The sequence below is a fragment of the Streptomyces sp. NBC_01176 genome, from assembly GCF_045039825.1.
Taxonomy (GTDB): Bacteria; Actinomycetota; Actinomycetes; order Streptomycetales; family Streptomycetaceae; genus Streptomyces.
In genome coordinates, this window is record NZ_CP108600.1 from 1756745 (window position 1) to 1776994 (window position 20250).

Sequence of the window (20250 nt, forward strand, 5' to 3'; positions counted from 1 at the left end):
ATTAGACACGCGGAAGATCGTGGGTCAGGAATCCGATTGGGCGTACGGGAAAGCCGGTCCGGCGCGCTCGGAACGCGGCTCAGAACGCACCGGACAACCGTAAAAGTGGCCTGTGACCTGCACATTTGTCACTCCGTCAGCAAAGAGGCCGTTGTCCTGCCCCGGTGCGGATCGGTCCGGAGTGCTCGGCGCGGACCACTCGGGACCCCGAAACGGGGAGGACAACGGCTTCTTGGGGCTGCGGGACCCCGGAGGCGGGGGCACGCGGTCGATGGCGTACCGGCCGCGCACGTTCTGCGGGCAGTACCGGCTCCGTGGGTCCTGCGCGCAGTACTGGCTCCGCTGGACCTACGTGCAGGTCGACGCGGCCGGGGCTGCACGGTCCGGGCGGTTGGGCGCGGGCGTCTCCGCGCTGGGCACGCGGTCCACCGGCAGGCCGGCCGGCCCTCCTGCCGTACCAGGTGGAGACCTTGACGTGTGGTCATGGAGACGGCACGCAAGGAGGGCGGGCATCGGTATCCGCTCCGCCCGCCCGACAGCACGCCACGCAGGGGTCTTGCGGCAAGGCCCGGCCCGGCCTCCCGGCCGTCGCCGCACCACCCGCCGCCGCGGTGGCCGGGCCCGGCCGCTCCCCTCCGCCGCTCGAAGCGACCGGCCGGTACGGCCCGCCCGTGCCCGCGCAAGCCGGACCCCGTCGTCAAGTGACGCCGTATTACGGCCGGTTGCTCACCGAGCAACCGGCACGCGGGGGTACGTCAGTCCTGGGTCAGGTGTCCGTCGACCAGGCGCGGCAGCCCCAGGGGGTTGTCCGCGGCCAGCGCGTCCGGCAGCAGCGCGTCGGGGAAGCCCTGGTAGGTGACGGGTCGCAGGAAACGGTCGATGGACGTCATACCGACCGAGGTGAAGCGGCTGTCGGTGGTGGCCGGGAAGGGGCCGCCGTGGATGGTCGCGTCCGCGACCTCCTGCGGGTGGGCGAACGCGTTCACCACGATCCGGCCGGTACGCCGTTCCAGGATCGGCAGCAGTCGTGCCGCGTCCCCGTGATCGGCCTCGTCGAGGTGCATCGTCGCCGACAGCTGACCGCGGAAGGTCCGGGCCACCTCGAGGAGTTGGTCCAGGTCGGTCAGGCGTACCAGGAGCGCCGCCGGTCCGAAGACCTCCTCGGCCAGGCCGGGCTCCGCCAGGAACCGCTCCCCGTCGACCTCCAGCAGCCGTGAGCGGCCCTCCCACGGGCCCTGGGGCTCCGGGCCCTCGGTGAGGGTCTCGGCGCCCGACTCGACCAGTCGCCGCGCGCCCTGGTCGTAGGCGTCGTGGATGCCCGGGGTCAGCATGGTGCGCGCGCCCATGGCGTTCACCCGTGCCGTGGCCGCGTCACGCATCTCGGCGTAGCCCGGGCCGTCGACGGCGAGCAGGATCGCAGGCTTCAGGCAGGCCTGGCCGACGTTGACGAGCATGCGCTCGGCGAATCCGTCACCGGTCTCGGCGCCGCGCGCCGCGAGCGCCGCGGGCAGGACGAAGGTGGGGTTGACGCTGGTCATCTCGGCGAAGACCGGGATCGGGTCCGGACGCGACTGAGCGCGCCGGTACAGCGCCATCCCGCCGCGCTCGGAGCCGGTGAAGGTCACCGCCTTGATCAGCGGGTGGTCCACCAGTGCCTCACCGATCTCGTTGCCCGCGCCTCGCACCATGGAGAACACCCCCTCGTGCAGTCCTGAGTCGATGACCGCGCCGCGGATGGCGCGCGCCTGGAGCTCCGAGGCGCCCGGGTGGGCGTTGTGGGCCTTGAGGACGACCGGGGCGCCCGCCGCCAGCGCGGAGGCGGTGTCGCCGCCGGCGACGGAGTACGAGATGGGGAAGTTGCTCGCGCCGAAGATGGCGACCGGCCCGATGGCGATCTTCTGCAGTCGGTGGTCCATCCGCGGCCGCGGCTGCCGCTCCGGCTGCGCCGGGTCGATGGCGGCGTCGCGGAAGCGGCCCGCGCGGACCACGTCGGCGAACTGCCGGAACTGGGAGGCGGCCTTGGCGGTCTCGCCCTGGAGCTGTGCCACGGGCAGGCCGGTCTCCAGGGCCGCCCGCTCGGCCAGCTCCTGGTTGATCCCGTCCAGCCGGTCCGCGATCAGGTCGAGGAACGCGGCGCGTTCCTTCGGTCCGGTGCGGTTGTAGCTGTCGAAGGCCTCGTCGGCCAGGCGCGCGGCACGGTCGACCTCGGCCGGGCCGCCGAAGGCGAACTCCGGTCCGATGTACTCCCCCGTCGCGGGGTCGAGTGCCTTCATCGTGCCGGCGGATGCCGGGACGTTCGACGAACCGATCAGCAGGTGTCCGGTCAGTGTCATCTCAGTGCTCTCCGTTCTCCAGCGTCCGCAGGAGTTCCGCGGTGGTGGTGATGGTGTGGGCGTAGGTGGGGCCGTTGAGTTCGTGGGCGGCGTGCATCATCTCGGGCTTGAACGCGGCGGTGGCGTCGCGCACGAGGGTCACGTGGTAGCCGAGCTCCATCGCGTAGCGGCTGGTGGACTCGATGCACGTGTTGGCGAGCAGGCCGATGACGATCACATGGGTGATGCCGTGCTGCTTGAGCCGGAAGTCCAGATCGGTGTTGGCGAAACCGCTCTGCGCCCAGTGCTCCTGCACGATCACGTCACCGTCGGCGGGCTGGAGATCCTGGTGGAACTCGCCGCCCCAGGTGCCCCGGGCGAAGCTGTGGCGCTCCTGCACCAGCCGCTGGGTGGGGTTGGGGTGGTCCCAGTCCTCGTAGTCGCCCTCCTGCCAGCGGCGGTGGGGGACGAAGGCGATCCGCAGCTCGGCCCGGCGGCCGGCGGCGATGACGGCGCGCAGGTTGTCCAGCAGGCCGACGTCGGTGGCCACCTGCCGGACGGCGGGCCAGATCTTGCCGCCCTCCGACAGGAAGTCGTTGTACGGATCGACCAGCAGAACCGCGGTGCGGGTGGGGTCGTAGATGTCCGTCATGGTGCGTCCTTCTCGATGTTCCCGCTCTATTCTGGATGACTGTTCTCATCCACATTCAGGATGGTGAGCGTCATCCTGAATGTCAACGTGAGGTAGCTCGCAGGCGCTCCGCCAGGGCTTGTCTGTATGATGACCATCATCCACATTTCCCGACACCGCCCCTCCGCCACAGCCCCGTACGAGGGCGGCACGGAGCCTCGAAGGCCACGGCCGGTAAGGAACCCCATGAATCCCGATGAACTGCGCGAGACCCTCGTCGGCGCCTGGCGCCTGGTGTCGTACCGCGCCACCGCCGTCGACGACGGCGAGGTCGTCGAGCCCTTCGGTCCGCGACCCCAGGGCCTCATCACCTACACACCCAGTGGTCACATGTCGGCCCAGATCATGCGTCCGCTGCGACCCCGTTTCCGGCAGGGCCGCCTCGAGAAGGGGCTGCCCGAGGAACTGGCCGCGGCGGCCGTCGGCTACCTGGCGTACGGCGGGACCTACGAGGTTCCCGAGGACGACCTCGTGGTCCACCACGTCGAGCTCAGCCTGTTTCCCAACTGGGTGGGCACCACCCAGGCCAGGGTCGCCGACCGGGACGGTGACAGGCTCCGACTGTCCCTGCCCGAGCCCGCCCCGATCTGGGGCGCCCGCCGTACGGGTGTCCTCGTCTGGGAGCGCGCGCGATGACCCTCACTCCCTCGCGGCCCGCCCGGCGGCCCGGAAGGCCGATCCGGACAGGGGATATGATGTCCGTCATCCACATGTGATCGGTGCGGCGTGTCGTCGCAGATCGGGAGGTCTTGCCATGGGTCACTCCCAGGCAGCCAAGGCGGAGTCGCGCGACCGGGTCCTGCGGATCGCCGCCCGCCGTATCCGCGAGGAGGGGCTGACCCGCCCGGGCGTCGCCGAGCTGATGAACGAGGCCGGTCTGACCCACGGCGGGTTCTACAAGCACTTCTCCTCGCGCGACGACCTGATGCGGCAGGCCGCCGCCCTCGCTCTGGTCGACGGGGAGACCAAGATGGCGCGGGCCGCTCGCCGTAACCGCGAGGAGCCCCGCACGGGACTGATCGACTCCTACCTCAGCGCCCGCCACCGCGACGCTCCGGGAACGGGCTGCGCGGTGGTGACGCTCGGCGCCGCGGCGGGTCGCGGCGAGGCCGAGATGAAGGAGGCGTACGAAAAGCAGGTGCGCAGCTATCTGGAGCTCATCAGCGGGACGGCGGACGGCGACGACTCCGACGAGGCACGGGCCGACGCCATGCTCACGCTGAGTGCGATGGTCGGGGCGCTGCTGATGTCGCGCGCGGTCGCCGACCCCGAGCTCTCCGATCAGCTTCTGCGGACGGTGGCCGCGCGGCTCAAGGGCGAGCCCGTACAGTCCTGATCGCGCGCGCCCGCTGCCGGAGGACCGGCGCGGATGGCGGACGACATGGCGGCGGGGCGGCAGGGCGGCCATGAGCGACGAGTGGTACCTCCTCCCGAGCGGCGGCCCCGGCCGCCCGATGAGGACATGCGCCCTGGTGACTTCCGCGGTCACTCGTCGCCGTGAGCTCCGAGGACGAGCGTGACCGTCCTGTCCCGTGGGGAGCCCTATGACGCGGATCGGCGAATCGCCGCCGCTCAGCCCGGCGTGGCGCGTCGTGTCGTCCGCCGGTTTCGGGCCCGCGGATTCCCGTCCCCGGACAGCGCCGCGCCGTGGAGCCCGACCCGGGTTCGGGTCGGGCTCCACGGCGTCCTGGCGACGTGGACGTCTCGCGGCAGCGGACAGGGTCGGTGACGGTTCAGGCCGTCACCCTGCGACGGCCGACCTACGACTGCCTCGTCGACCTCTGCGCGCTCCACGAACGGCGCTCCGCCCCGGTGTCTCCTGCGGGGTACTCGCCCACGTCCCGTGCCCGGTACGGAGCGAGAAGCCGCGGGCCCGCTTCGGTCCCGGGCTCAGTTCCATGGGTCGAACGGGATCCCGGCGGGCTTGGAGGCGTTGAGGAGATTGCGGAAGCGGTCGTCCTTGTCCGTGGTCTTGATGGTGGCCGACCCGAAGTCCGCGTTCATCAGCCGGTCGCGCAGCTCGATGCTGGGCCAGCCGTTCCAGTCCACGATGGGAGGCTGACGCCAGTTGTGGTAGTGGTTCTCCGGAGGCTCGTCGTTGTTGTTGGCGAGCCGGAAGAAGTGCGTGCCCAGACCGTCCTTGTGGTAGACGACCTTGGGGTGCGAGCCGTCGAACCGAACCTCGGACCGCGCGTAGGTCTTCTGGCTGGAGTGCTGCGTGGTCGAGACGTACTCCACCTGATTGGTCGCCTGGTTGATCCAGGAGATCACGTGCTCGAAGTCGTGGCGGTGTCCTCCGAGTCCGCTGCCGGCCACGGCCTGGTCCTTCTCGAAGTAGCTGGCGTACACGACGGCGCACCAGCCGTTGTTGCACTTCGAGCGGGCGTAGGTCTGCGTCCGGTCGAGGTCGGACTGGTCACGGCAGCTGCCGTTGACGGCACCCGTGGTGTTCAGACCGGGATTGAGCGTTCCGTCGGGAGCGATGGCGGCGACGGGGTAGCAGCCGTCGCCGTCGTAGTCGTACGCGGGCGAGAACGACGCCTCGTAACCTCCGGCGTTCTGCGGCAGGTTCGGCAGGTTGTCCGCCTGGGCCACCGCCGAAGGGAGCGCGACGGTCAGGACGGTGGCGCCGAACAGCACCCCGAACCAGGACGCCTTGCGCTTCAGGCGTCCGGGAGCGGGCTGACGTGCTCCGGGTGATGACAGGTTTCTCATTTCCGCCCTCTCGAAGAACTCGGTAACCGTTCGCTGCGGCGTCGCTTCACAGCAAGATCACTCCTGCCCCCATAAGACGTGATCTCCATGTCCCGCAGACGAGTAATCTGTAATGTACAGGCCAAGTTTTCAAGAGCATTCGGAAACAGGGACTTTACGGCGGGCTCTCCTGTGAACCACCCGGGGAAAACCTGCCGCATGCGCCGCCAGGGCTCAACCGCCCTGTGGTCAAGGGGAGTTGGCTGAGAAAGGGACGGCCCCGCCAACCGGAAGGCGCCGTCCGGGCGCGGGAGGACGTGCGCGCCGAGTTGCGGCCGAAGCCCGCCTGTCGGTACGAGTTCCGGCAGCGCCCACTCTGTGAAATCCGTTGCGAAGGCGCTGATTTCGGCAAGGCCGCGGTCACCCGACACGTCGTCATATCGGGCAATTCCCAGGGCGATCCGGTCCCGCTCGGCCGACACAGAAATACACGGCCCCGCACCGACCGCGCGGAATCCGCGGGCGGTGCGGGAGCGTCGTCACCAGTCCTGGACCCCGGCGATCCGGTCGCGACGGTCGGCGTTCCTGGCACGTGCGGTGCGCAGCCACTGGGCGGCGAGCGCGAGGGCGCTGAAGCCGATGACGGCCGCGCTGTAGACGACCGAGGTCTCGTGCAGGCCGACGTTCGTGGCGGCGAACCCGGCGACCACGGCGGGGATGCTGAACGCCAGGTAGGAGATGACGAACGCGACCGCGAACAGCTCGCCCCGCTCGGCCGGCTCGGCGATCCGGGCCAGCGTGCCGAAGCTGGCCAGGGCCGACCCGCCGAAGCCGACACCGGCGACGGCGGTACCGATCGCGGACATCGTGAGCGAGTGCTCCTCCACCCCGGCCAGACCCACCCCCGTGCCGACGAGCAGCAGGACGGCCGCGAGGGCGAGGGTGCGCTCGGTGGGCCAGCCGCGCAGCAGGAAGACGGTGATCGAGGCGGGACCGCAGAGCAGGGTGACCACGAGGCCGCCGATGACATGACTGGACAGACCGAACAGGTTGGCGGCCACGGACGGGCCGAGCGAGAGGTACAGCCCGCCGAGGGCCCAGCTCGCCACCAGGATCGGCACGAGGGCGATCAGGTCCGAGCGCAGGCGCGGAGCGACGCCCAGCCGCGGCCGCAGCGACCGTGCGGCACCCGGCCGGCGCTGTGCCGTCTCGGGCAGCAGGGCGACGAGCAGACCGGCGATGACCACTCCGGCGAGCAGCAGCACGTAGACCAACCGGGTCGGGTGCGGCCCGTACTGTGCCAGGACACCGCAGCCCAGCGCGCCCAGACCGAGTCCGAACGTCGGGGCCGCGCCGGTGATGACGCCGGCGCGGTGCGGTGCGTGGGGCGGGTTGAGATCGACGAGGGTCGCGCCGAGTGTCGTCATGGCCGCACCGGTGGCGATGCCCTGTACGAAGCGGGCGGTCAGAAGTATCGAGACGTCGCCGGCGACGACGAACAGGACCATCGCCACCGCTTCGAGGACGATGGCCGTGGCCAGGACGGGCCGGCGGCCGATGTGGTCGGACAGCGCCCCGAGCACGAGGAGCGCGGCGATCATGCCGACCACGTACACCGCGAACACGGTGGTGAGCGTGGTGGCCGAGAAGCTCCATTCCTGCTGGTAGATGACGTAGAGCGGCGACGGTGCGCTCGATGCGGCCATGAACAGGATGAAGACGGCCGCGATCGAGGCGAAGGCCACCGGCCGGCTCAGCCCGCGTCGCGCACGGCCGTCCGGCGGCCCGGCCAGGACCGGGGCTGCCTCGGTTGCCGGGGTGTTCTTGTAGCGCGTGGGTGCGTCAGACATGCGGCGCCCTCTCCGAATGCAGTGATCGTTGCGTTAACTACCGTAGCCCTAACGCAGCGATGAGTGCGATAATTTCCGTATGACCGAAGCAACTGCCCAAGCCCGTCCCGGCGGCCGCTCCGCGAAGGTGCGAGCGGCCGTTCACCGCGCCGTCGAGGAACTGGTCGCCGAAGAGCCGGTCGAGGCGCTGACCATTCCCGTCATCGCGGCGCGCGCCGGTGTGCACGCGACCACCGTGTACCGGCGCTGGGGATCGGTGGCGCAGCTCCTGAACGACGTCGCCACCAGCCGGTTCAGCGGCGACGTCGTGGTCCCGGACACCGGTTCCCTGTCGGGCGACCTGGAGCGCTGGACGAGCGATGTGGCGACCGACCTCGCCGACCCCGACGTCCTCGCCCTGATGCGGGCGACCATCGGCTCGGGTCCGGACGGCGGGTGCGCCTGCACGGCCGACCGGCACGCACAACTCGGCGCGATCATCGAGCGGGAGCGGGCTCGCGGCGGCGAGGTGCCGAGCGTGGGCACGGCCGTCGACACACTGCTCGGCCCGCTGTACTACCGCGCGATCTTCAGCGGGGAGCCCGCCTCCGGCGAGTGGGCGCGCGGCCTGGTGGCGACGCTGCTCACGACGATCCGGTGCCGGGTGTCCCCCGGTCGGGACACCCCCCGGTGACAGGGTGAGGAAGGACGTCCGGGCACGGGTGCGGGCGACGGACCACCGCGTCCGTGTCCGGGCGTCCTCGGAGGTCGGTCCTCGTCGTCGTCAGAGGTCGACCCTCGTCCCCCACCCGGCGGCCGAGGCGACGGCATGGACGACATGAGCGGCGGCCACGTCCAGGGCGGCGTGCCCGGTGGACTTGAACACGGTCAGCTCGTCCGCGTCCTGCCGTCCGGGCCGGTCACCGGAGAGCACACGGCCGAGCAGGGTGACCGTCCGCCCGGCCGGAAGACCCTGCAACTCATGTGCCCCGGCCGGGGGTTCGGCCGTGGCCGCGCCCGCCCACTCGGCGAAGAGGGCCGCGTCCCGCAGGGTGCCGGTGTCCAGTTCGGGACCGTGCGAACCGCCGACGGAGCTGATGTGGGTGCCGGCCGCGAGCCAGTCGCGTCGCACCACGGGCCGGGTGGCACCGGTGCAGCAGAAGACGACGCCCGCCGCGCGGACCGCCGCCTCGACATCCGTGGCCGCCCTTCCCCCGGGATGCAGGTCCGCGGTGAGCCGCGCCCGCCCCTGGTCACGGCCGGCCACGACGACGGGTGCGGCGGGATCGAGCGCCGCGAGCAGGGCGACCTGGGCGCGGGCCTGGGCGCCGGTGCCGATCACGGTCGCCGGGCCGGCCGGTTCCGCGACCGCCAGCGCACGGGCGCTCCACGTGGCGGCCGCGGCCGTCCGGATGCCGGTGAGGGACTCGGCGTCCATGAGGGCGAGGGGCCGGCCGTCGTCGGCGTCGAAGAGGGCGACCATCCCGCGGTGCGCGCTGCGGCCCGGGCGGTCGGGATCGCCGAACACGGAGACGAGCTTGGCCGCGAGGCCGAGCCCCGGAACGTGTCCGGGCATGGCGCCCAGCAGTCCGCTCGCGGTGCGCGCGGCGATCCTCGGCGGCGCCGACACCTCGTCCCGGCCGATGGCGACGAGTGCGGTCGCGACCGCCTCCATGACGCGCGAGGGGTCGAGGGCGGCGCGGGTCTGGGCCCGGTCGAGGACGAGGACCCCGGTCACGCCGGCACCTCCGTCGCGGCGGTGCCGGGTCCGGTCCGGGAGAGCACGCGCCCCAGCTCCTCGGCGGCCTCGCGCAGTCGCTGTTTCAGGAGGAGGAGTCGCGCCGAGTCGATCTCCGCGTCGAGACCCACCACGGTGAGGGCGCAGAGGGGGGATCCCTGGTCCACGACCACCGCGCGGCTCAGGGAGGCGACCGGCTTCTCGTTGCGGCCGTGCTCGACGGCGAACCCGGAGCGCCGGGTGTGTTCGATCTCCGCCACCAGTCCCTCGGGGCCGTCGAGCGGATGTCCCGCCTCCTCGGCCGGGCGAAGATAGGGCCCGCGCGCCCCCGGTTCGAGCGCCGCGACCAGGGCCAGCGGGCCGGCGAACCGGTGGACGGGCAGTGCCTCGCCGAGCAGGCGCGTGATCATGCCGAGGCGCTCGGGCCGTACGACGTCGATCACTCGGGAGCGGTCCTCCTCGAGCACCTGGAGGTTGACCATCATCTCCGTCGCCTCGGACAGGCTCAGGAGCACCGGCCGGGCCAGGGCGACGAGGGAGTGGCGCGTGGCGGCGGAGGACAGCTGCAGGACCGCCGTGCCGGGGAGGTAGCGGTCGCCGGCGCGCAGCACCCAGCCGCGGCGGACGAGATCCAGCAAAATCCGGTACGCGGTCGCCCGGTGCAGGTCCACGGCCTCGGCCAGGTCGGTGAGGCGCGGCGGCTGGGGCGAGCGGGCCACAGCCTCGACCAGGTCCAGCGCCTTGTCCACCGCCGTGCGGGGGGCTTCGGGCATGGGGAGCACTCCTTGTGGCATCGGGTCTCGGCAGGGGACCGGGGCTCGACCGGCATCGGGGCTCCGTCGGCGCCGGGGGCCTTGCGGAGGCCGGGCGGGACGGGGGTACAGTGCCGATTGTTTCCAGTGACGATACGACTGTTGCGCTGAGCGTAACAGTCCTGCCGAGAGGTGAAGATGGCGGACGAAAGCCCGGGCGCACCGACCCCCTACGCCCCCGCGGCGCGTGGCACGGTCGCGGTCTACCGGGGTGCCACTCTGTTCGACGGCACCGGCGGTCCCCTCCGGCCCTCGACGACGATCGTCGTCGACGGCCCGGACATCCGCGCCGTCGGTGACGACCGCGTGATCGGTGCCGACCTGCCCACCGACGCCGAGGTCTTCGATCTCGACGGACGCTTCGTCGTGCCGGGGCTGATCGACTCCCACCAGCACCTCGCCACCCCGCCCGACCGGCCCGCCGCCGAGGCGGTGCTGCGCCGGCTCGCCTTCGGAGGCGTCACGGCCGTCCGTGACATGGCCGACGACCTGCGCCACGTGGGCGACCTCGCCAGAGCCACCCTGGTCGGCGAGATCCCCGGCCCGGACATCCGGTACGCCGCCCTGATGGCGGGGCCCGGCTTCTTCGACGATCCGCGCACCCACCAGGTCACCCGGGGCGGGACGCCGGGCGAGGTGCCGTGGATGCAGGCGATCACCGCGGACACGGACCTTCCGCTGGCCGTGGCGATGGCGCGCGGTACCCATGCGACCGCCATCAAGATCTACGCGGACCTGGACCGTGACACCGTCGCCGCCATCACCGCCGAGGCGCACCGCCAGGGCGTCCACGTCTGGGCCCACGCCACGGTCTTCCCGGCGACACCCGGCGACCTCGTCGCGGCCGGCGCCGACAGCCTCTCGCACGTCACGCTGCTTCCCTTCGAGGCGGTCGAGGATCGGTTGATCAGCTACCGCGACAAGCCGGCCGTCGACCACTCCCGGTTCGCCTCGGGGGACGAACCACGGCTGGCCGCGCTCTTCGCGCGGATGAAGGAAAGCGGCACGGTCCTGGACGCGACCGCCGGCATGTGGCTGAGCGATCTCCTGGCCGGTGACACGCCCGAGTCCGCCGCCCGCGCGCGGGCCAACGCGGACCTCGCCGCGGCCCTCACCGCCCAGGCCCACCGGTCGGGCGTCGCGATCTCCACCGGGACGGACTACGAGACCGACCCCGGGGCCCCGTTTCCCGCTCTCTACGAGGAACTCGACTTCCTCGTCCGGCGCTGTGGGATCCCGGCCGACCAGGTGCTCCACTCGGCGACGCTCGTGGGTGCCCGGAGCGCGGACGCCGAGGACGTCATGGGCAGCGTCGAGGCGGGCAAGCTCGCCAACTTCGCGGTCCTGGACGAGAATCCCCTCGACGACATAGGAAATCTGCGGACCATCGCACTCACCGTCAAACGCGGACGCCGCTTCGAGCGCGCCGAGTTCGAGCGCACCGACCCCGAGGGATCCTGATGACCGACACTCCCATGATCATCAACGCGCTGGGGCAGCTGGACAATCCCAACGCCCCCGCCTCGGTGGACGCCGCCGCTCAGCTGAACCCGTCCAGCGAGCAACTCACCATCGACAAGAGGACCTTGGCCGACGCCCACGCCTCGGGTCTGACCGCGGTCAACATCACCCTCGGCTACACGATGGGCGATCTGCCTCCGTACGAGCACACCCTCCACGAGATCGCCGTGTGGGACGCGCTCGTCCGCGACCACTCCGCCGACCTCGTCAAGGTCCGTACGGCCGCGGACATCCGTCGCGCCCGTGCCGAGGGCAGGATCGGCATCATCTACGGTTTCCAGAACGCCGTGGCCGTGGGCGACGACACCGGGCGGATCGCGACCTTCGCCGACCTGGGTGTGCGCGTCGTCCAACTCACGTACAACCAGGCCAATCACATCGGCGACGGTTCGATGGCGCCGGAGAACCGCGGTCTGAGCGACTTCGGGCACCGTGTCGTCGACGCGCTGAACGAGCAGCACGTCATGGTCGACCTCTCCCACAGCGGGGAGCGCACCTGCCTGGACGCCGCCGCGTACTCACGCCGGCCCGTCTCCATCAACCACACCGGCTGCCGTGCCCTCGCCGACCTGCCCCGCAACAAGACCGACGAGGAGCTGCGTCTGGTCGCCTCCCGCGGTGGATTCGTGGGCATCTACTTCATGCCCTTCCTCTCGCTGTCCGGCCATGCCCGCGCCGAGGACGTCGTCGACCACATCGTGCACGCCGTGAACGTGTGCGGCGAGGACCACGTGGGCATCGGCACCGACGGGACGGTCACCTCCATCGACGACCTCGACACCTACCGCGCCCACCTCGCCGAGCACGTCGCCCTGCGCCGCGCGGCCGGCGTCGGCGCGGCGGGAGAGCGCGACGACACCCTGCCCTTCGTCATCGATCTACGGGGTGTGAACCAGTTCCGGGAGCTGATCCGCCTGCTGGAGGCCCGCGGATACGGTTCGCGGCGCATCGAGAAGATTCTCGGCACGAACTTCCTCGACTACGCCGAGCGCGTCTGGGCCCCTTCGGCTGCCTGACCGACGTCGCCCCGCTCCAGCGTCCCGCCACCGACCGTCACAGGTCGCTCTGCACCACACCCCGAGTGGAGAAGGAGACGGGTTCACCCGCCATGAGGTCCCCCGGCGGGATGCCGGGATGATGGCCGTCGGGTGGCGAGGGGTGTTCGGCGCGGGGACCGAGCGCCAGCCGGGAGACTATGCGGTACCGGTCGCCTCGGTAGATCGAGTGCACGTACTCCACCGGCCGGTCGCGGGTGTCCGAGGTGAGCCGCTCGAAGAGGAGAGCCGGTGACAACTCCGGCACGTCGAGCAGGTCCGCCTCGCCACGGGTCACCACAGTGGGCTCGATCGCCTGCACCGCCTCGCTGACCTGGACTCCGTGGCGCTCCTTCAGGTGCTGGTACAGATCTCCGTTCTCCAGTTCGTGCTGGGTGAGGTCCGGCGCCAGGTCCGCCGGGACGTGGAGGTACTCGATGGCCATGGGTGAACCGTCGACGAGCCGCAGGCGCGCCACATAGCGGATCTCGGCCGCGGGTGAGATGCGCAGCTTGCGTCCCACCCGCGCACCGGCCCGCTGCGTGCTGAATTCGAGAAGCCTGCTGGTCCAGGTGCCCGCGGCCTGCGGCAGGCTGAAGATCCGCCGGTCCGGAACCAGTTCCTGTGTGATCTTCTCGCCGGCCACGAACATGCCGCGGCCGTGCTCACGCACCAGCAGTCCGGCGACGACGAGCTGGTCCACCGCCGCGCGCAACGTGGGCCGGGACACGCCGAGTTCGGCACACAGCGCGCGTTCGGAGGGGATCGCGTCGCCCGGGCGGCGCTCCTCGATCAGTTCGAGGACGGCGTCGCGCACCTTCTCACGCTTGAGCACCGCACGGGAGGCGGCCGGGTCGATCTCCATGCGGCACTCTCGATCGTCGTCGGGACGTTGAACTGGTATGGCCCTGACCATAACTGGTCCGCTGGTAAATGGTTCCGAGTCACCCGGATACAGCTGCGGCCGCCATCTGATCATCCGTCACTTCCGCAAATCCCTTACGGGACAAGGGGGTTGACGCGCGCATTGGTCTATGCCACCTTCAACCGAGATGCCAACTGGTAAACCCAGTGGGTCAACTGGTCAAGCCCGGTATGCCGTCCGTCGTCAGGCCCCCGGAGGCGAAGCGCGAAGTACCGCCCGCTCACCCTGCCCGGCACCACCGTGCTCAGTGCCGGTCCCACCGCACGCCCCTCATCCCGGCCACCCCGACGGCCGCCTTCCCCCTGGCCCTCCCGCACACAGCGGGAGTCCCCCTGAAAGGAACCCCCCAGATGAGAACCCGTCCCCCCGTCGGCCGAGGCCGTGTGGCCCTGGCACTGTCGGCTCTGCTGGGCAGTACCGTCCTGGCCGCCCTTCCCATGACCGTGACCGCCTCCGCCGCGGCCGACGGCATCGCCGTTCAGTACCGCACCAGCGCGAGCGGAGCCACCGCCGATCAGAGCGAACCCTGGTTCAAGGTACGCAACACCGGTTCCTCAACCGTCCAGTTGAGCCAGGTGAAGATCCGCTACTACTTCAAGGCGGACTCGGCGAGTGCCTCGTACCGCTTCGTACCGCTTCGCCTGTTCCTGGGCGGTCAAGGGGTGTGCCAACATCACGGGCACCTTCGGCGTACTGGGCAACCCCACCGCCACCGCGGACCGCTACCTGGAGATCGGCTTCACGTCGGCGGCCGGATCACTGGCAGCGGGCGCCGACACCAGCGACATGCAACTCCGCTTCTATCAGGCCAACTGGCAGACCCTGAACCAGGCGGACGACTACTCCTTCAACCCCTCCCAGACCTCGTACGCGGACTGGAACAAGGTCACCGGGCAGCTTGCCGGCACGACCGTGTGGGGCACCGCGCCCGAGGGCAACGACCCCACGGATCCCACCGACCCCACCGATCCGACCGACCCGCCCGGTGGAGGCCAGAGCCTGTTCGACGACTTCGACTACGCGTCGTACACCGACCCCGCCATCGCCGCCCACGGCTGGAACGTCCGCTCCAACTCCGGCGGTCCCGGGGTTCCCGGTGCCACCTGGGACCCTTCGAAGGTCACCTTCCCCACCGTGTCCGGCAACACGGTGATGAACCTGGAGACCTCCACCGCGGGCACCGCGGAGTCCACCAGGCAGACCGAAGTCGTCTCCAGGAGCCCGAAGTTCAAGAACGGCACCTACGCGGCCCGCGTGAAGTTCTCCGACACCCCCAAGTCGGGACCGGACGGCGATCACCTCGTGCAGACCTTCTTCACCATCAACGACCTCAAGGCCCCGATGGCCGACGACTACTCGGAGTACGACTTCGAGTACCTGCCCAACGGCGGCTGGGGCGAGAGCGGCAACATCCTGTACACCACGTCCTGGGAGACGTACGACCCGGACCCCTGGCAGGCCGTCAACCAGCACACCGAAGGCCGCCAGAGTTACAACGGCTGGCACGACCTGGTGCTCACCATCGACAACAGCAGCATCAAGTACTACATCGACGGGCAGCTCTTCGGCACCCACGACGCCCAGTACCTGCCCGAGCGCCCGATGTCGATCAACTTCAACCAGTGGCTGATCGACCTCGCCGGACAGACCTCGACCACGGCCCGCGCCTACGACGAGCAGGTCGACTACGTCCTGCACGTCAAGGACCAGGTCCTCACCCCGGCCCAGGTGGCCGCGAAGGTGGCCGCGTACCGCACCGCCGGAACGAGGTTCGTGGACGAGGTCCCGGCCTCCTGACCCGCCGTACCCCGACGCCGGCTTCCCCGACGTGACGATGCACCGAATCGTCACCGAGGGGAGGCCGGCGTCGCGCATGCGGCCCCGTGACACCCCCTTGCACCGGGAACGGGATCGACGCCCGGCCGCGCACGGTTCGAGCCAACCTCGCCGCCGCTCCCCCACGGGATGTCACCCCGCGGTTCAAGAATCCTTTCTGCCGCCTCCGGCCCAGGCCAGAGGCTCGAGCGACCCCACCCGACCGCCGGCGCGACGCCCGTCCGGGTTGGCCTGATCGCAGTCCCTTCCCCCGCTGATTGTCAGTGGTGTGCACGAGGGTGCCGTCCGCAGTCCACACCCACGCCGTGCCGAAGGAGACCGGTGCACTCGACGCCGCGCGCAATCCCCCGTTCGGGCCACGGTGACATCACCGTCCCCTTGACGAGTGAATCGAACGGGCCGCCGCCGGTCGATCGGGCCGACAGCACTTGCCCACGCCGCCACGATTCGAACTTTCGCCCGATCATTCGCTCCGGGCACCCCGTATCGGTCCTGTGATCAGGGCAGTTGTCCGGTTTGCTTCGACCACTTTCCCCACCGAGGAGAATCCCGTGCATCCCGTACTGGTACTCGCCGCCCTCCGGTCTGCGTTCGAAAACCCTCCCGCTCGGGCCCTCTCGCCCGCCGCGCTCCGGCGCCCGGTTGACGTGCGCCGCGCTCTGTTCGTCTCCGCGTCACGACCGTCGTCGAGGTGGGGTGCGTGACCGACTCGACCATGCCCGCACCGGCCCTGCTCGCCTGGGCCGGCAAGGAACTCGGCGTACGGGTCTCCGTCACGACGGACACCCCGCGCCCCCGCCGGACCGCCCGTGCGAACTCCGGTGAGAACTCCCGCGGCAATCCCCGTGTCTGGGTTCTCCGCCGTCCTGACGGGGCCCTGTTCCATCTGAAGGTCTCGCCCCAGCCCCTGGCGTACGAAAGGGAGACCCTCGCCCTGCGCCACGCGGTCCCGGCCCTCGGTGCCGGCCGCGCGCCGCAGCTGCGCGCATCGAACGCCGCGCACCTGGCCCTGTTGCTGACCACCGTGCAGGGCCGCCCGCTCCGGCACCCGGCCGTCTCCCCCGCCGAGGAGGTCCAGGCACACCGCCAGGGCGGAGCTCTGCTGGCGCGGCTGCACGAGGCCGGCGACCTGTCCGGGCCCCGACGTACGGAGGCCGAGCGGGCCCTGTGGACCGCGGCCGACGGGGCCGCCCCGCTGCTGCGGCGCGCCGCCGACCGGATCACGGCCGCGGAGCATGGATACGTGCGCGATCTGACCGAGCGACTGCGCGTCCTTCCGCCCCTGCCGCTCGCGTTCATCCACGGTGCCGCCAGGCCCCGCAACCTCCTGTGGTCCCGGTCCACGGAGCAGGCCGGCTGGATCGGCTTCGAGCGGGCCAGGTTCGCCCCGGCCGTCCAGGACTTCGTCCGGATGAGCTGTGGGATCTGGGCGGACCGGCCCGACCTGCGGGCCGCGTGTTTCCAGGGATACGGCCGCGGCCTGGTTCCCGAGGAACGGCACGCGCTGAAGGCTCTGGCCGCTCTCGACGCGGTGCGCTGTCTGGTCCGGGGCCCCGCGCTCGCCGATCACGAGGTCACGGCGCGGGGACGGCGCACCCTCAACCGGCTCACGGCGGGGGTGTTCGTATGACGACGCCCCACGGCAAGAAGACCACGCCCGTCGTGGAAGCGGCGAGCGACCGCGGCAGGACGATGTCCGTACCCGCGGCACGGGACGGGGCTCCGCAGCCGGCCGCACCGCCCGAACTCGACTACAACGGACGCAAACACCGGCGCGCCATGGACGACGCGACACTGTGGGACATGGCCCGCCGGATCCCCAGGGCGCTCGTGCAGACGGCCCGGCTCGCCTGGTCCGTCGACCGGCGCATGGCGGCCACGATCGTCGTCTGCCAGCTGCTGTCCGGTGTGGCGACGGCGGTGATGCTCGGTGCCGTGGCCCGGGCCCTGCCACGGCTGACCACCTCCGACCCGCGGGCCGGGCTGGCGCACGCGTGGCCGGCCCTGGTCGTCGCGATCGTGGCGATGTCCGGCGGCGCGGCCCTGTGGATCCTCGCCGACTGGGCGACCCGGCGGCTGAACCCGAAGATCGCCTCGGCCGCCGATCTCACCCTGGTCGACCTCCACATGCGCGCCGAACTCTCCGCCTACGACACCGAGGGTTTCAGCGACCGCAGCCAGGCGGCGGAGATCGGGTCGCTGCGGGCCGTCGATCTCGCCGACGACGCGAAGACCCTCACCAACGGGCTCGTCCAGCTGGTCTCCGCGGCGACCGTCCTCACCTCGCTGCACCCACTGCTGCTGGGTGTGCTCCTGCTGTCCGTGATCCCGCGCGGGATGGGCGGGGTGATCGCGGCGCGCATCGACTACCGCGTCCACGACCGCACGCTCTCCGCCCGCAACGTACGCGGCATGATGCGCTGGTGGCTGACCACCGCGGATCTCGCCGACGAACTGCGCGCCAACACCATGCGTCCGTACCTGCATTACTGGTACCGGACGATGTGCGACCGGGTCGAGGGCCGCGAGCTCGAGGGCGCCCGTCCGTACCTGCTCGTGACCCTGCTGGCCGCGTCACTGGCGGGGGTGTTCACCCTCGGCATGTGGGCCTCGCTCGCCGCTCTGGTGCTCGCCGGCGCGATGACGGCGGCGCTCGCGGGCACGGCCGTCGTGGCCTCGCAGACCGCGGGGCGCGCGCTCAACTCGATCGTGCGGTACGGCGCGGTGATGTTCCACCACGGCCTCTACCTGAACGACTACTACACCTTCGTCGACGAGGTCGGGTCCATGGTCACGGCCCGCGGCACGACGCGGGTCGAGGCGCCGCGACGGATCCGGTTCGAGGGCGCCGGCTACACCTACCCCGCCAAGGACGCGCCGGCCCTGCACCCGGTCGATCTCACCCTCCACCGCGGGGAGGTCGTCGCCCTGGTCGGCGAGAACGGTGCCGGCAAGTCCACCCTGATCAGGTTGCTCACCGGACTGACCACGGCCGGCGAGGGCACAGTCCGGTGGGACGACACCGACCTGGCCACCGCGGACGCGGAATCGGTGTGGCGGCACGTGGGTCTCGTCCCGCAGCGGACCGGGCGCTGGCCCCTGACGGCCCGGGAGAACATCACCCTCGGCCAGCCGCGCGAGGACGGCGACGACCGGATCTGGGCGGTCGCGAACCGGGTCGGTATGGACACCACCCTGCGAGGCCTGCCCGGCCGGCTCGACACCCTGCTGGCCCGGTCCGTGTGGGGCGGGCACGAGCTGTCCGGCGGCCAGTGGCAGCGGCTGGCCTGCGCGCGGGCGATGTACCGGGAGCCGGCCGTCCTCGTCCTGGACGAGCCGACCAGCGAGATGGACGCGCGAGGCGAACACACGATCTTCCGCGAGCTGCGCGAGATGGCTCCGGACCGCATCACGATCGTGGTCACGCACCGGCTCGACAACGTGCGGATGGCCGACCGGGTCATCGTGCTCGATCAGGGCCGCATCCGCGAACAGGGCCGCTTCGAGGACCTGGTCGCCACCGAGGGCAGTCTCCTCGGCGAACTTCACGCCCTCGCCCAGGACCGCTGACTCCCGGGCCGAGTCCGACACCGAGGGGCCGTGTCGCACCCGGGCACGGCCCCGTTGGCCCACCCGGCCGGGTGCGTCACGGGCGGCTCGAAGCACGGATACGAAGCGGCGAACACCCGTGCCCGGCAGTCGACTTACGGCGCGGGCACCCCGCCCGGCGCCCCGCTCCTCGCTACCCGGTACCCGCTCCCCGCTCCCCGCTCCCCGCACGGTGCCGGGTGCCGGTCGCCCGACACCCGCAACCGAAGGAACGGTGCTCCCCGCACGCGTCCCCGTACTCACGCATCGCCCCGTCCCATCAGGACCGTCTCGCGGAACTCGGCCACCACGGGTCGGAGATCGACCCGGTGCCATGCCGCCCACAGCTGAACAGACCCTCCGTACCAGGGCAGTTCGCGTATCGCGACGCCGTCGGAGGTACCGCGCACCATGCTCTTCTGGATGAGTGCGAGGCCGAGGCCGGAAGCGACCAGGCCCAGCGCGGTGAGCGGATCCGCCGCGTCGAGGCGGATGTCTGGCGTGAAGCCGGAGGCGACGCACGACGCGACGAACGTGTCGCGCCAGGCCGGGTCCGGGGCATCGCCCACCGCGATCCACGGCTGCCCGTCGAGGGCGTCCGGCGTCAACTCCTGCTGCTCCGCGAGCGGATGTCCGGCGGGCAGCACGAGCAGCAACGGATCCCGCAGCAACGGGGCCGAGTCCAGGTCCGGGTCGTCCCCGGGCGGCGGGGTGCGCACCAGCGCGATGTCCAGGCTGCGTTGCCGCAGACCCTCGAACTGCTCCGCCGACTCCTGGTCGTACAGCGCGACGTGAATGCCCGGACGCCGGTCACGCAGCGTGCGCAGGGCGGAGGGCAGGACGCCCGTGTGCATCGCGTCGGCCACGTATCCGATGCACAGGCCGCCCTCCTCGCCGCGGCCGAGCCGTCGGCCGAGGTTCTCCAGCCGGTCGGCGTGGCGCAGCAGGGCCTGCGCCTCGGTCAGGAAGACCCGGCCGTCGGAGGTCAGCCGGATGCGCTGCTGGCTGCGTTCGAAGAGGGTGAGTCCCAGGTTCTTCTCCAGCTGGGCGATCTGCCGGCTGAGGGGTGACTGGGAGATGTGCAGTCGTTCGGCGGCGCGACCGACGTGTTCGGCCTCGGCGACGGCGACGAAGTAGCGGAGTTGTCGCAGGTCAAGCATGTAGGACCTCAAAGGACTCAACTCTGTCCAAGCAAGTCTTGGACAGTCTCATGTAGGGATCCTAACCTCGAACACGTAAGCCCGACGGATCGCCCGTACCGTGACGAATC

Annotated in this window: 15 protein-coding genes and 1 pseudogene; 8 read left to right on the forward strand and 8 right to left on the reverse strand. The window is 71.1% G+C overall.

Translation table 11 applies throughout. The features are described 5' to 3' along the window. Positions 1-755 precede the first annotated feature (755 nt). Both OG199_RS07340 and OG199_RS07345 read right to left on the reverse strand, forming a co-directional pair. A complete protein-coding gene (locus OG199_RS07340; protein ID WP_405828674.1) occupies positions 756-2333 on the reverse strand; it encodes an aldehyde dehydrogenase (NADP(+)) in 1578 nt (525 codons plus the stop codon). Position 2334: 1 nt separating this feature from the next. Continuing rightward, positions 2335-2964, reverse strand: coding sequence for an isochorismatase family cysteine hydrolase (locus OG199_RS07345; protein WP_356804480.1), 630 nt, complete (start codon positions 2962-2964; stop codon positions 2335-2337). 225 nt (positions 2965-3189) lie between these two features. Here OG199_RS07345 and OG199_RS07350 point away from each other — a divergent pair, with 225 nt between their 5' ends. Together OG199_RS07350 and OG199_RS07355 are read left to right on the forward strand one after the other, a co-directional pair. Further along, positions 3190-3639, forward strand: a complete 450-nt coding sequence (locus OG199_RS07350; protein ID WP_405828676.1) for a lipocalin-like domain-containing protein — start codon at positions 3190-3192, stop codon at positions 3637-3639. A 118-nt stretch (positions 3640-3757) separates the two neighbouring features. After that, complete coding sequence (locus OG199_RS07355) at positions 3758-4339, forward strand: TetR/AcrR family transcriptional regulator (RefSeq protein ID WP_356804477.1); 582 nt, start codon at positions 3758-3760, stop codon at positions 4337-4339. Between the two features lie 554 nt (positions 4340-4893). Here the strand turns inward: OG199_RS07355 and OG199_RS07360 are convergent. Both OG199_RS07360 and OG199_RS07365 read right to left on the reverse strand, forming a co-directional pair. Continuing rightward, entirely contained in the window at positions 4894-5718 is an 825-nt protein-coding gene (locus tag OG199_RS07360; RefSeq protein ID WP_356804475.1) for an NPP1 family protein, read from the reverse strand. Between the two features lie 518 nt (positions 5719-6236). After that, on the reverse strand, positions 6237-7547 hold the full coding sequence (locus tag OG199_RS07365) for an MFS transporter (protein WP_356804473.1): 1311 nt from the start codon (positions 7545-7547) through the stop codon (positions 6237-6239). 79 nt (positions 7548-7626) lie between these two features. On the opposite strand from OG199_RS07365, the gene OG199_RS07370 reads away from it, so the two are divergent. Beyond that, positions 7627-8220, forward strand: coding sequence for a TetR/AcrR family transcriptional regulator (locus tag OG199_RS07370; protein WP_401810373.1), 594 nt, complete (start codon positions 7627-7629; stop codon positions 8218-8220). A gap of 90 nt (positions 8221-8310) precedes the next feature. On the opposite strand, the gene OG199_RS07375 is transcribed toward OG199_RS07370, so the two are convergent. Further along, positions 8311-9264: an ornithine cyclodeaminase family protein gene (locus OG199_RS07375; protein ID WP_356804470.1), complete on the reverse strand. Its 954-nt coding sequence runs from the start codon at positions 9262-9264 to the stop codon at positions 8311-8313. Next, positions 9261-10037 (reverse strand): IclR family transcriptional regulator, encoded by a 777-nt coding sequence (locus tag OG199_RS07380; RefSeq protein WP_401810376.1) that lies wholly within the window; start codon positions 10035-10037, stop codon positions 9261-9263. The genes OG199_RS07375 and OG199_RS07380 overlap by 4 nt, the downstream gene beginning before the upstream one ends. 177 nt (positions 10038-10214) lie before the next feature. Between OG199_RS07380 and OG199_RS07385 the strand changes: the two genes are divergently transcribed. Continuing rightward, positions 10215-11537, forward strand: a complete 1323-nt coding sequence (locus OG199_RS07385) for an amidohydrolase family protein (RefSeq protein ID WP_405828680.1) — start codon at positions 10215-10217, stop codon at positions 11535-11537. Continuing rightward, positions 11537-12613, forward strand: coding sequence for a dipeptidase (locus tag OG199_RS07390; protein WP_405828681.1), 1077 nt, complete (start codon positions 11537-11539; stop codon positions 12611-12613). Before OG199_RS07385 ends, OG199_RS07390 begins: the two co-directional genes overlap by 1 nt. A gap of 37 nt (positions 12614-12650) precedes the next feature. Here OG199_RS07390 and OG199_RS07395 read toward each other — a convergent pair whose 3' ends face one another. Next, a complete protein-coding gene (locus OG199_RS07395) occupies positions 12651-13496 on the reverse strand; it encodes a GntR family transcriptional regulator (protein WP_401810381.1) in 846 nt (281 codons plus the stop codon). 410 nt (positions 13497-13906) lie between these two features. On the opposite strand from OG199_RS07395, the pseudogene OG199_RS07400 reads away from it, so the two are divergent. The 3 genes and pseudogenes from OG199_RS07400 (at position 13907) to OG199_RS07410 (ending at position 18962) form a co-directional block, all read left to right on the forward strand. After that, positions 13907-15353 (forward strand): annotated as a pseudogene (locus OG199_RS07400) (cellulose binding domain-containing protein). A 739-nt stretch (positions 15354-16092) separates the two neighbouring features. Continuing rightward, positions 16093-17022, forward strand: coding sequence for a phosphotransferase (locus tag OG199_RS07405; RefSeq protein ID WP_405828683.1), 930 nt, complete (start codon positions 16093-16095; stop codon positions 17020-17022). A 62-nt stretch (positions 17023-17084) separates the two neighbouring features. Then, a complete protein-coding gene (locus OG199_RS07410) occupies positions 17085-18962 on the forward strand; it encodes an ABC transporter ATP-binding protein (RefSeq protein WP_356804482.1) in 1878 nt (625 codons plus the stop codon). A 278-nt stretch (positions 18963-19240) separates the two neighbouring features. Here OG199_RS07410 and OG199_RS07415 read toward each other — a convergent pair whose 3' ends face one another. Next, complete coding sequence (locus tag OG199_RS07415; protein WP_401810384.1) at positions 19241-20140, reverse strand: LysR substrate-binding domain-containing protein; 900 nt, start codon at positions 20138-20140, stop codon at positions 19241-19243. Positions 20141-20250 lie beyond the last annotated feature (110 nt).

Bases quoted from the DNA above. Each gene is read 5' to 3' on its own strand.
- OG199_RS07385 (WP_405828680.1), top strand. From the start codon at position 10,215: ATGGCGGACGAAAGCCCGGGCGCACCGACCCCCTACGCCCCCGCGGCG.
- OG199_RS07355 (WP_356804477.1), top strand. From the start codon at position 3,758: ATGGGTCACTCCCAGGCAGCCAAGGCGGAGTCGCGCGACCGGGTCCTG.
- OG199_RS07415 (WP_401810384.1), bottom strand. From the start codon at position 20,140: ATGCTTGACCTGCGACAACTCCGCTACTTCGTCGCCGTCGCCGAGGCC.
- OG199_RS07350 (WP_405828676.1), top strand. From the start codon at position 3,190: ATGAATCCCGATGAACTGCGCGAGACCCTCGTCGGCGCCTGGCGCCTG.
- OG199_RS07360 (WP_356804475.1), bottom strand. From the start codon at position 5,718: ATGAGAAACCTGTCATCACCCGGAGCACGTCAGCCCGCTCCCGGACGC.
- OG199_RS07390 (WP_405828681.1), top strand. From the start codon at position 11,537: ATGACCGACACTCCCATGATCATCAACGCGCTGGGGCAGCTGGACAAT.
- OG199_RS07340 (WP_405828674.1), bottom strand. From the start codon at position 2,333: ATGACACTGACCGGACACCTGCTGATCGGTTCGTCGAACGTCCCGGCA.
- OG199_RS07365 (WP_356804473.1), bottom strand. From the start codon at position 7,547: ATGTCTGACGCACCCACGCGCTACAAGAACACCCCGGCAACCGAGGCA.
- OG199_RS07380 (WP_401810376.1), bottom strand. From the start codon at position 10,037: ATGCCCGAAGCCCCCCGCACGGCGGTGGACAAGGCGCTGGACCTGGTC.
- OG199_RS07410 (WP_356804482.1), top strand. From the start codon at position 17,085: ATGTCCGTACCCGCGGCACGGGACGGGGCTCCGCAGCCGGCCGCACCG.
- OG199_RS07345 (WP_356804480.1), bottom strand. From the start codon at position 2,964: ATGACGGACATCTACGACCCCACCCGCACCGCGGTTCTGCTGGTCGAT.
- OG199_RS07370 (WP_401810373.1), top strand. From the start codon at position 7,627: ATGACCGAAGCAACTGCCCAAGCCCGTCCCGGCGGCCGCTCCGCGAAG.
- OG199_RS07395 (WP_401810381.1), bottom strand. From the start codon at position 13,496: ATGGAGATCGACCCGGCCGCCTCCCGTGCGGTGCTCAAGCGTGAGAAG.